The 12,338-nt window shown below is 47.5% G+C and carries 7 protein-coding genes; 6 read left to right on the forward strand and 1 reads right to left on the reverse strand.

From position 1 onward, the window contains the following. Nucleotides 1–155: 155 nt before the first annotated feature. Entirely contained in the window at nt 156–2,159 is a 2,004-nt protein-coding gene (gene mnmC / locus ACJB0T_RS07070; RefSeq protein ID WP_479289287.1) for a bifunctional tRNA (5-methylaminomethyl-2-thiouridine)(34)-methyltransferase MnmC2/FAD-dependent 5-carboxymethylaminomethyl-2-thiouridine(34) oxidoreductase MnmC1, read from the reverse strand. 175 nt (nt 2,160–2,334) lie between these two features. On the opposite strand from mnmC, the gene fabB reads away from it, so the two are divergent. The 6 genes from fabB to accD all read left to right on the forward strand — a co-directional run bounded on the left by fabB (nt 2,335) and on the right by accD (nt 12,336). Further along, the gene (gene fabB / locus ACJB0T_RS07075; protein WP_042499210.1) at nt 2,335–3,546 is read left to right on the forward strand and encodes a beta-ketoacyl-ACP synthase I; all 1,212 of its coding nucleotides are present in this window, start codon (nt 2,335–2,337) and stop codon (nt 3,544–3,546) included. 243 nt (nt 3,547–3,789) lie between these two features. Next, complete coding sequence (locus ACJB0T_RS07080) at nt 3,790–4,923, forward strand: 4-phosphoerythronate dehydrogenase (RefSeq protein WP_479289290.1); 1,134 nt, start codon at nt 3,790–3,792, stop codon at nt 4,921–4,923. Further along, the gene (locus ACJB0T_RS07085) at nt 4,920–5,933 is read left to right on the forward strand and encodes an aspartate-semialdehyde dehydrogenase (RefSeq protein ID WP_479289292.1); all 1,014 of its coding nucleotides are present in this window, start codon (nt 4,920–4,922) and stop codon (nt 5,931–5,933) included. Before ACJB0T_RS07080 ends, ACJB0T_RS07085 begins: the two co-directional genes overlap by 4 nt. A gap of 293 nt (nt 5,934–6,226) precedes the next feature. Next, nucleotides 6,227–10,243, forward strand: coding sequence for a FimV/HubP family polar landmark protein (locus ACJB0T_RS07090; protein WP_479289294.1), 4,017 nt, complete (start codon nt 6,227–6,229; stop codon nt 10,241–10,243). A 187-nt stretch (nt 10,244–10,430) separates the two neighbouring features. Further along, nucleotides 10,431–11,234, forward strand: coding sequence for a tRNA pseudouridine(38-40) synthase TruA (gene truA, locus ACJB0T_RS07095; RefSeq protein WP_479289296.1), 804 nt, complete (start codon nt 10,431–10,433; stop codon nt 11,232–11,234). Nucleotides 11,235–11,409: 175 nt separating this feature from the next. Next, nucleotides 11,410–12,336, forward strand: coding sequence for an acetyl-CoA carboxylase, carboxyltransferase subunit beta (gene accD / locus ACJB0T_RS07100; protein WP_446647933.1), 927 nt, complete (start codon nt 11,410–11,412; stop codon nt 12,334–12,336). The last annotated feature ends 2 nt before the right edge of the window (nt 12,337–12,338 follow it).

Below are 12,338 nucleotides of genomic sequence, written 5' to 3' on the forward strand. Positions count from 1 at the left end.
GAGTTAAATCACATGAATGAGGCAGGAGTCTCAAATATAAAACGTTGGATATGGGGGTAAAGTGTTTGGCTGTAATGCGACTAAGTGTTTATTTGATGTGAAATTAGAGGGTGTAATACACCCTCTACATGAGTTTTGGAACCTAGCTTTGGGCCTTAGCTTAGTGGCTTAGCTTTATTAATGCGTTTAATCCAGGTTCTCGAAGGATGGAGCTCATTGAGAACATCGACCGGCAGTGGCAGTGGGTCGCCACAAATCTCAGAGGCGAGCAGTTCAGCCAGCAGTGGCGCAGAGCTGAGCCCGCGCGAACCAAGACCTAGCATGCAGTATAGTTCTGGGTGCTGAGTCAATTGGTTGAGCTGACTACCTTGCTCACCGTAGGCGTGGCTGAGTGCATCGAAGTTGGCCACTTGACCGACAAACGGTAAATGATCTCGGCTGACGGTACGGATCCCCTGGCGAGACTGATTGTCGCTGGTGTCGACCTCGTTCACCCAATCTACATTGGGTACGCAGGCTTTCAGTTTATCGCCATTCTCTTGCTGGGCTATTGAATCAAAGTCGGTATTGATGTGCTTGCGATCGTAACTGGCGCCAATACAGTGCGTCATTGTGTTTGGATTGTGAGGTGTCATATAGCCGTCGTAGCACAATACCGATTGAATCGCTTCGAGTGTTTTCGTGGTGGGAATGTGGCTGACTTGTCCTTTTACTGCGGTCAGATGCAGCGCTTTGGTTTGAGCGAGATGGCTAAACTCGTGACCATTAGCAATAATGACGGCATCGAAGTTTGGTCTCTCGGCTAGGTTAGCACCATTAAGTTGCCATTGACCGTTATCGATTTGCTCAATCGAGTCAATTTGAACATTGAAATGCGCGCTAAGTTTGCCACTGTTTGCGTAGTGGTGGATAAGCCCTTGAGTTAACTCAGCCGGGCAAAGCCATCCACCTAGCGGGTAATGAACGCTAGCGTGCGGCGAGGCTACACCAATCGCTTGGCTGGTTTGCTTTGCATCGAGTTGGTGAATGAGCTCACTTGGGAAGTTGCCTTCGAGCATACGTTTCAGTTTTTGCTCCGACTTCTCATCCCACATGAGTTGCGTAACACCGCACCAATCATGGTCAAAATCAAATTGGGTTGCCGCGTGTTCGGCGAATTGTCTCGCATATAAAAACGCGGGTGCGAAGACTCGTGATACGCCAAGATGTTCGCCATTGAGAAGTGGATAAACGGCACCTTGTCGATTGCCTGACGCTCCTTCTGCTGGTTGAGAGTCTTTGCAAAACAGGCTGGTCTGAATGCCGCGCTTCTCAAGAGCTGCGATTAAGGTTGCACTGGCAACACCACCACCGATGATGGCGACATATTGTGGACGTGGCTTCGCGTTGCGATAGTAAAGAGGCTCATAGTTGCTATAAGGCTGCTTTTGAGCGATGTGGCCAACAATCATGTCGCGTTTGGTGCCAAAGCCTTTGGCTTTTTTCATCTCAAAGCCTGCTTCAATCAGACCGCGTCGGACAAATCCGGCAGCGGTGAACGTGGCGCAGGTGCAATCTTGTTTAGCAAGTTTCACCATGCCATTGAAGAGATCTTGATTCCACATCTCCGGGTTTTTGCTAGGCGCAAAACCATCTAGGAACCAACAATCGACAATGCCCTGTGATGGAGTCGGAACACTTGGTAGGCAGTCTTTAATATCACCGAACCAGAGATCGAGAGTGATTGCGCCATTAGCAAGGACAATACGGTGGCACTCTGGCACCGCGATAGGGTAGTGGGCTTGTAGCTGCTTGGCATAGGTTGCCAGTTCTGGCCATGACTCATGAGCTTTGATCAGGTCTTGCTGAGATAATGGGTATTTTTCAAAGCTGATAAAGTGCAGTTCTTGCAACGTCGCGCTAGGGTTTTGTTGTCTGAACTCTTCGAACCACTGCCAGACTGCGAGAAAGTTCAATCCGGTGCCAAATCCGGTTTCAGCAATGACAAAACGCGGCTGCTCGAAATCGTGCCAACGCTCTGGAAGTCGGTTTTGCTTCAAGAATACGTAACGAGTTTCTTCTAAACCATTGACATTGGAGAAGTAAACATCGTCAAATTGATCGGATACCGGGGTGCCCGACTCGTTCCAGTCGAGTTGCGCATGAGTGATGGAAGTCATAATTTTGACACTTATCTCGTGTTATACCCCTAGGTAGAAAGTTATCACAACTACATTTAGTGGGGCATCGATAGCATTTATTGATGCGAATTGTACGAATTTATGGGAAAGCTGACCACTTTTATCCTGTATCTTCGTTATCATTTAGCCGTTTTTGAATTTATAGGAATGTCACATGAAACGAGTCGTAATTACCGGTATGGGTATTGTTTCGAGCATCGGTAACAACGTGGAAGAAGTTTTAGCGTCTCTTAAAGCAGGCCGTTCTGGTATTAACGCCTCTGAGCAATTCAAAGAGATGGGCCTTCGTTCTCAAGTTTGGGGTGATTTGAAAATTAACCCAGCTGAGCATATCGACCGTAAAAAAATGCGCTTCATGGGCGACGCAGCGGCGTACGCATATCTTTCAATGGAGCAAGCGATCGAAGACGCAGGTCTGACAGACGATCAAGTTTCAAATGACCGCACAGGTATCGTTGCAGGTTCTGGTGGTGCGTCTGCACTTAACCAAACACTTGCAGTGGATACACTACGCGCAAAAGGCGTGAAGCGTGTTGGTCCTTACATGGTACCTCGTACTATGTCATCAACTGTGTCAGCGTGCCTGGCAACACCATTTAAAATCCGTGGTGTGAACTACACAATGAGCTCAGCGTGTGCAACGTCTGCTCACTGTATCGGTCACGCGATGGAGCTTATCCAACTTGGTAAGCAAGACATCGTATTTGCTGGTGGTGGTGAAGAGCTAGATTGGTCTCAAACTATGATGTTTGATGCGATGGGTGCACTGTCTACTAAGTACAACGAAACCCCAGAAAAAGCATCACGTACTTACGATGCGAACCGTGATGGTTTTGTTATCTCTGGTGGCGGCGGCATGGTTGTTGTTGAAGAACTCGAGCACGCTCTTGCACGTGGCGCGAAAATCTACGGTGAGGTTGTCGGTTACGGTGCAACATCGGACGGCTACGACATGGTTGCACCATCTGGTGAAGGCGCAGTGCGTTGTATGAAGATGGCAATGCAAGACGTTGAAGTGATTGATTACGTAAACACTCACGGTACATCAACGCCTGTAGGTGATGTTAAAGAACTTGGTGCTATCCAAGAAGTCTTTGGCGGCAATAGCCCTGCTATCTCAGCAACGAAAGCAATGACAGGTCACGCACTAGGCGCAGCAGGTGTACACGAAGCGATTTACTCGGCGCTAATGCTACACCACGGTTTTATTGCACCAAGCATCAACGTTGATGAGCTAGATGAAGCGGCACAAGGCCTAGACATCGTTACTGAAACTCGTGAACAAGAGTTAAACACTGTGATGTCTAACAGCTTTGGTTTCGGTGGCACGAACGCAACACTAGTACTGAAGAAGTACCAAGGTTAACCCTGGCTAATCAGTTCTATGATTTCCAGAGCTGACTGGTGAAAACCAGTCGCAGACGCAAGTTTTAATCCCTGGAGAGCGGGTTAAAATCCTTTTGTTCTGGATCTTGCCCAGCCAAATGGCTGGGCATTTTTGTACCTGAATTTTGCCAAGCGCCATCTTTCTGTCTCACTTACTCGACACATGCTGCTATATCTTGCACAATTCAGCCTATTGTAAGGACAACCCCCTTTGGAACTTCCCATGAAGATTATTGTTGATGAGGCAATGCCTTATGCCGTTGAGCTGTTTAGCCAACTCGGTGAAGTGATCGCCAAACCTGGCCGCGAGTTAACGGCTGACGATCTTGTTGATGTTGATGCGCTCATGATTCGCTCAATCACTAAGGTCAATGAAGCGCTTTTAGAAAAGGCCAACAAGCTTAAATTCGTTGGCACCGCAACCGCGGGAATGGATCATGTAGACCAAGCACTTCTTAAGCAGCGCGGTATTTTCTTTACGGCTGCACCAGGTTGCAACAAAGTGGGTGTGGCCGAGTATGTTATCAGTAGTTTGATGGTGATTGCTCAGCAGCAAGGTTTCTCGATCTTCGACAAAACAGTGGGTATCATTGGTTGTGGTCAAGTAGGAAGCTACCTGCAAAAATGCTTACAAGGCATTGGCATCAAGGTTCTTCTTAATGACCCACTCAAGGAGCAGCAAGGTGACCAAAGAGTCTTTACTGAGCTTGATACTCTGCTAGAGCAGGCCGATGTGGTCACCATGCATACGCCTATCACTCGCGATGGTGAGTACCCAACGCATCATTTAATCAACCAAGCTCGTCTTGATAAATTCCGCGCAGACCAGATTTTGATTAATGCTGCGCGTGGTCCTATCGTTGATAACGAGGCACTCAAACAGCGCTTACTCAAGCAAGATGGGTTTACTGCTGTTCTTGATGTATTTGAATTTGAACCAGTGGTTGATTTTGATCTGCTACCTCTGTTAACGTTCGCGACCCCCCACATCGCGGGTTACGGCCTTGAAGGTAAAGCGCGTGGAACGACCATGATCTTTAATAGCTATTGTGAGTTTTTAGGGTTGTCTGAACGTGCAAACCCAGATGCACTGCTACCCGTTGCTCCAATCCCAGAACTGACGCTAGATCGTGCATGGGATGAAGCGGCGCTGCACAGTATGACGCAGATAATCTATGATGTACGCAAGGACGATGCGATTTTCCGCCGTGAAATTCACAATGAAAATGGCTTCGACAAAATGCGTAAACTTTATTGGGATAGACGCGAGTATGGCGCTGTCCTTGTTAAGGGTGACGAGTCTTGTAATCTTGCACCATTAGCAGAACTAGGATTTCAAATCGAGGTAACTAAATGAGCCAACAATTTAATATCGCTGTATTTGGAGCAACAGGTGCTGTAGGTGAAACTATGGTCGAAGTGCTACAAGAACGTGAGTTCCCGATGGGTGACATCTACCTACTTGCGAGTGAGCGCAGTGAGGGTAAGACCTATCGTATCAACGGTAAAACAGTGAAAGTTGAGAACGTAGAGAACTTCGATTGGTCACAGGTCCATATTGCACTGTTTTCTGCAGGCGGTGAGCAATCAGCAAAATGGGCGCCTATCGCGGCAGATGAAGGTGTGGTCGTCATCGATAACTCTTCGAACTTCCGTTACGACTACGACGTACCGCTTGTAGTGCCAGAAGTGAACCCAGAAGCGATTGCTGAGTTTAGAAACCGCAACATTATTGCTAACCCTAACTGTTCAACCATTCAAATGCTGGTAGCGCTTAAGCCGATTCACGATGCGGTGGGTATCGAGCGTATCAACGTGACTACTTACCAGTCGGTTTCTGGTGCAGGTAAAAGTGGTATTGATGAGCTAGCAGGCCAAACGGCGATGCTGCTTAACGGTAAACCAGTAGAACCTAAAGCATTTAGTCAGCAAATTGCGTTCAACTGTATTCCGCAAATCGACCAGTTCATGGACAACGGCTACACCAAAGAAGAAATGAAGATGGTGTGGGAAACGCAAAAGATCTTCAACGATCCAAACCTAATGGTTAACCCAACCTGCGTTCGTGTGCCAGTATTCTATGGACACGCTGAAGCTGTGCATCTAGAAACGAGCGCGCCTATTTCTGCAGAGGAAGTGGTGCAATTGCTAGAGCAAGCGGAAGGTGTTGAAGTCTTCCACGGTGAAGATATGCCAACACAAGTGCGTGACGCGGGCGGTAAAGACCATGTCATGGTTGGTCGTATTCGCAATGACATCAGTCACCATAGCGGTGTGAACATGTGGGTTGTCGCAGACAACGTTCGTAAAGGTGCGGCGACGAATGCGGTACAAATTGCAGAAGTATTAATCCGCGATTACTTCTAAACGGCAGTCGTTGAGCTCTTGTACTGCAGTCTCTGCAGGACATTGAGTGGTGCTTTATGTATCGTTGCTGTCACTTTTTAATCAAAGGCTCCTTTTTAGGGGCCTTTGTACTGTCGGCCAATGTGAAATTGGTACCGATATCATGCTTGAATCAAGTTTTTTAAAGGCTGACCTATAGTTTTGGAGCTAATATCCGATATAGTAACGAGATAATTTTTGTAATTTCTATACCCAAATGACCTGAACCTGCACTTTGAGGTCACTTGGGTGTAACGCAGACAGCTGAGCCTTCCATGCATCAAATTTTAAAGCCTTTGTTAGTGACGTTAGCACTAGCAGGAGCGACAACTTCTTTATCTATCAGCGCTGATACTATTCGATTGACCGGACCAAACGGTGAGGTCATCTCGGCTCCGCAATATTCGCAACCTGCCCGTCAACTTGTTAACGAAGATAGCGGTGCTCCTGCACGCTACTATGGTCCTACTGCTCGAAATGAAACCCTATGGTCAATTGCATCACGTTTTAAGCCTGCGGGTGCTAGCGTTCAGCAAACCATTTATGCGTTCTATGAGCTAAACCCAGGTCAATTTGAAAAGAGCAATATTCATCAGTTGCTGCCAGGCAGTGAACTTCGTATTCCATCTAATACGTTGATCAATCGTGTTGATCTGCAAGAAGCGCTAGCCGTTCTAGCTGCGCATCAGACCAAACTGAATCAACCTGCATCTGTCGTTGCGCCTCCACGAGCAACTGTGCAGCCGAAACCAGAGCCACAAAAGCCTCAAGTCAAGCCAGAAGCAGTAACAACGCCATCTGCAGCAAAACCTGAGCCAGTTGAAGCAACACCTAAAGCCGAAGCGGAAGTGACGACTAAAGCGCCGGATGTTCCGAAAGCGCCTGATGCAACGGAAGCGTTACGAGAAGAGCTTAGCCGCTCGGAAAGCGAGCTAATGTCTTTGGAAGAGCGAAATCACCAACTAAGGTTGATGCTTTCTGAAGTTCAGCACGAAGTGGAAGCGCTAAAAACGGAAGTGGATAACGAAGAACGTATCCGCACTGAAGTCGAACGTCAGCTTAGTGAGGAAAAGCGTAAACAGGCTGAAATGGCTCGATTGGCACCAAGCCAGCTTGATGTTTGGCTTTCTAAACCGTGGTTTGTTGCTCTGCTAGCCTTTGTGCCAGCGCTGCTTCTTGGTCTTCTGGTAATGGCAATATTACGCTCTCGTAAACGTCGAGATGATGAGCCAACTGCGCAGCTTAACGATGCTCAAACTGATAGCTCGGATAAATCCGCTATGGCCGCAGCTGCTGGTGCGGGAGTCGCCACCGCAGCGGTTGCCAGTGACGATGATGAGCTGTTCTCCGATGACCTACTAGCTGGCTTGGATGATGAAGCTGAAGACAGTGATGTAAGCCAAGAAAATGATGAGAATGATGTGTTTGCCGACCTGGATGAGGCGGACTTTGACTTCAATCTAGATGATGAAGATGACCCATTTGCTAGCATCGATGACGATGGAGAGCTCGACATTGGCGTGGTTGATCTTGATACCAGCACCAACGGTATCAGCGTCAAAGATGGTGAGAAGGCACTTGGCCTTGAAGAAATGGAACGTGCGCTCAACGATGTTGCGGTGCCAAGTGATGATGACGAGTTAGACTTTAACCTTTCCGACGAAGATGAAGACGACAGCAATAACGTCGTATCACAAGATGACTTGGATAGCCTGTTTGCAGACTTCAGCCTAGACACTCAAGGCGATTTGGAGCAAGAAACTGCCACACAAATTAATGCTGAAGAGACTCTAGAAGAAGACAGCGCGCTAAACCAAGCGCAAATGGACGAATTACTCGCTGGCGACGACTTCGACCTCGATGAAGGTGAAATTGATTTAGATGATCTGTCTGCAGACTCTCCGTTGGCACCTTTGGAAAAAATCATAGCTGAGGAAAGTGACGCTCAGCGCGCCGACGATGAACTGCAATCTTCAGATAACATGTCTGAGAGTGTAGACAACGACGATATTGATGATCTCTTTGCTCAGTTCTCGCAAATTGATGCGACTCCTGACGCTGCACCTGAGCTTCAGGCTGAGTTGGGCAATGATGAAGTCGACTTGCTTGACAACATGCTGGCTGATGATTTTGAGCTCTCTGAGCTGGATGACTCTGATTTAACCCTTGATGAAGTACTGTCAGCGGAGTCTGCCTCGGTAGACGATGATGAAGATGTGCAGCTTCTTGCGGATGAAGAGACTGAGCTGGATGAAAATAGCACCGAGTTATTAGATGAAGTGCTATTTGAGAGCAGCCTATCAGATGCTAAAGATGACACGGTAGAAGATGACTTCGACTTGGATCCATTTGGCTCTTATGATCTGCTTGGCTCAGACATCAGCGAAGAAGAAATGGATGCGCTGTTTGCTGTCCATGCGCCAGACCTAGTAGCCCACCAAGAGTCCAGTTCTGAACCGTTGCCGGAAGACTCATTGAATGATGATACTGAGCTAGCAGCAGAGTTGGATAATGAAGGTGTTACCGAGCCACTGCCTGAGGCTGTACTGGATGTTGATGCTCAAGATTTGGACGTGACAGCAGATGAGGCAGAACAGGTTGCAAGTTCGGAAGTGCTTGATGAGGAAATAGAGAGCACTCTATCGCAACAAGTCCCGAGTCAAGCAGATGATGCTTTTGAAGTATCGTCGCAAGGTTCAGACATTGACCCGATCGCCGATGTTACTGAAGAGCCAGAAGTTGTTGAATCGCCAGAGCTCACCTCTCAGGTTACTTCTGATACAGACTTTGAATTTGCTCCAGAAATTGAGAGTGGTAGCAACCTTTCTCACGATGAAGATGACAGTGAGCAGTCTCGAAAAGATCTGGATGCATTGGTGGCCAATGAATTTGGGTTACCTCAAGATGATGATTGGTTGGAGGAAGAGCTTCAACAAGAGCCGGTATCTGACTTGGTACAAGAGGACGATGCAGATTTCCTCGCAAATGCTCTGCAAAGTGAATACGGCGAAGAGCAAGCGTTTGCCGATGCTGAGGGTGATTCTGACGATGAGCCAATGTCTGAAGATTCTTCTGATGCAGACTTTGCTTTCAGCGACGACGAGCTGCCAGAGTACAGCGAAGACGACGCGTTTTCTGATGCCAATCTCACTAAAGACCAGGCACTGCCAGAGCCAACGTCTGAGCCACAAGATACGTTTGCAGAACGAGCGACGCAAAGTGATGCTGAGAGCGAGCTTGAGGATGTGGCTAGCAATGAAGTAGCCGACCCATTAGTGGAAGAACAGGCAGAAGCTATCCAGCCAGTAGCTAACCAACCAGTAGCAGAAAAGCCAGTTAATGATCCATCATCAGCAGATAAGCAAGACGCTTTTGATGACTTTGAATTCCCCGAATTCACTGAGCAAGACGCCTTGCTCGATATGGATGACAGCGAGTCTCTGCCAACGGAGGAGCCGGTCGCGCAGCAAGCCGATAGTCATGATTTTGAGGATGAATTCTCTCTTGAATCTCTTCCAGAATACGACGAGCAGCAAGCGGCGATGGATCTTGAACCAGAGGAGCAACCTTTGGCGCCTGCACCAGAAATGGTGGGTGAAACGCTGGATCATTCGGAAATTGATGCACTTGCCGATGCGTTTAGCATGGTCGATATGTCGGCGATTGAACAAGAAGGCAATCTCGACGAGCTTTTGCAAGATAGTGAAGGGGCGACATTTTCAAACATCTCACCTGTTGATCAAACGACGGCGGACAGCGCTGGTCTTGATATTGATGCTATGTTGCAAGAGACAGTAGGCGCAGAGGCTGGTGAAGATTGGAACGGATTTACCCTAACCGATGAACAGCGCGCTAACATCAATAGTGAGATTCCAGACGAGGAACAAGCGATTTGGAGTGGCGATGATGTAGGCTCCCTTGCTAAAGCCTCTGATGAAGATTGGTCTTCACAAGACCCTGTCGCTGATTTTGATGGTCAAGAAAACCAGTTTATGACTATCGATGAGTTAATGGCACAGGTCGACGATGACAATGCTTCCGAGCAAGAAGAGGAAGAGTTAAAGCTGGATGTGGGACTCGATGAGTTCCCAGATGTCATCGGACCGATTTCGGAGGTCGACGTAGACTCAGATTCAGAAGCCGCTGGCAACCTTGATATGGCAAAAATCTACATTGAGATGAACGACATTGAAGGGGCAGTGAAGCTACTTGAAAAAGTGTTGGTTGAAGGCTCAGGACAAGTCGAGCAAGAGGCTAAACAGCTACTCAACAAGCTCTCGGAGCATCAGTAAAATCAAAAAACGGTGGCTTGCCACCGTTTTTCTTTTTGGCGTGCCTCTTGAACGTCAGGTTTTGGTTATGAGCTTTTCGTTTATGCAGGTGATTAATAACCGAGCTTTCACAGGCTGTGACTTTATACCAAGTAGAGTTGCGTATATACTTTGCCCCCTTTGACAAATCACAGATGCAGAGTTAACTATGAAAGTTGCATTAGGTATTGAATATAACGGTGAAAAATACTTCGGCTGGCAAAGACAGCGCGAAGTTACCAGTGTTCAAGAAAAACTGGAAAAGGCGCTATCTATCGTTGCCAATGAACCGATAGAGGTTCAGTGTGCGGGGCGTACCGACGCCGGTGTACACGGAACAGGGCAAGTGGTGCACTTTGAGACATCTGCGATCCGTAAGCCTGTTGCTTGGACTATGGGCGTTAATGCAAACCTACCCAAAGACATAGCGGTGCGCTGGGCGAAAGAAGTCCCAGAAGTGTTCCATGCGCGTTTTTCTGCAACCGCTCGTCGCTATCGTTATGTGATCTTCAATCACGATTTACGTCCTGGAATTTTATCTTCTGGTATCAGTCATTATCATGGTGACTTGGATGTAGAAAAAATGCATCAAGCAGGACAGTACCTACTTGGTGAAAATGATTTTACGTCCTTTCGTGCCGTGCAGTGTCAATCTCGTAGCCCTTGGCGCAATATCATGCACTTGAACGTGACTCGCCACGGCCCTTACGTGGTGATTGATATCAAAGCGAATGCCTTTGTTCATCATATGGTGCGAAACATTACTGGTAGCTTAATTGTGGTCGGTAGAGGTGAGCAGCCACCTGAGTGGATAGAGTGGTTACTGGCACAAAAAGATCGCAAACTGGCTGGCGCTACGGCCAAAGCTGACGGTTTGTATTTGGTCGACGTCGATTATCCAGATGAGTACCAGCTCCCAGAAATGCCAATTGGTCCGTTATTTTTGCCGAATGATTTGAACTCTGGTTGGTAACTAGGTTCCAAACAGTGAAAAGTTAGCGTGTTCAGGAGTTATGGCCTGGTCACAAGGATAGGTACAACCAGTTTTTTATCTACAGTTTGGCTGTAATATGGTTTAATCCCACGGCATTAATTAGAATTTCACACTTTCGCCATTTTGGCGGGGGTAACAAGAGAAAAGGTCTTCCATGAGTTGGCTTGAAAAGATTTTAGAAAAAAGCAACATCGTTAGCTCGCGCAAAGCATCTATCCCAGAAGGTATCTGGACTAAATGTACTTCATGTGAGCAAGTACTTTATCACGCAGAACTAGAGCGTAACCTTGAGGTTTGCCCTAAGTGTAACCACCACATGCGAATGAAAGCACGTCGTCGTCTAGAAACTTTCTTAGACGAAGGTAACCGTGTTGAACTCGCGACTGAGCTTGAGCCTCAAGACAAGCTTAAGTTCAAAGATTCAAAGCGTTATAAAGAGCGCCTTTCTGCAGCACAGAAAAACAGTGGTGAGAAAGATGCCTTGGTTGTAATGCAAGGTGAGCTGCTTGGTCAGCCAGTCGTAGCGTGTGCGTTTGAGTTCTCATTTATGGGTGGCTCAATGGGCTCTGTTGTTGGTGCTCGCTTTGTACGTGCAGTAGAAGCAGCAATGGAAAACAACTGTGGTCTTGTTTGTTTCTCAGCAAGTGGCGGCGCTCGTATGCAAGAAGCGCTAATGTCGCTAATGCAGATGGCGAAAACCAGTGCTGCACTTGAGCGTTTGTCTAAAAAAGGGCTGCCATTTGTTTCTGTAATGACTGACCCAACCATGGGCGGCGTTTCAGCAAGTCTTGCTATGCTAGGTGACATCAATATCGGTGAGCCAAAAGCGCTTATTGGCTTTGCAGGCCGTCGTGTTATTGAGCAAACAGTACGTGAAGACCTTCCAGAAGGCTTCCAGCGTAGTGAGTTCCTGCTTGAGCATGGTGCGATTGATATGATTGTTGATCGCCGTGAAATGCGTCAGCGTGTAGGTAGTCTACTTGCGAAAATGACGAACCAAGCGTCACCGCTTGTGGTTTCTGTGGAAGATTCTCCACAAGAACCTGCATATGAAGTACCAGAAGCTGACGAAAAAGGGTAAAG

Source organism: Vibrio sp. CB1-5, from assembly GCF_059412285.1.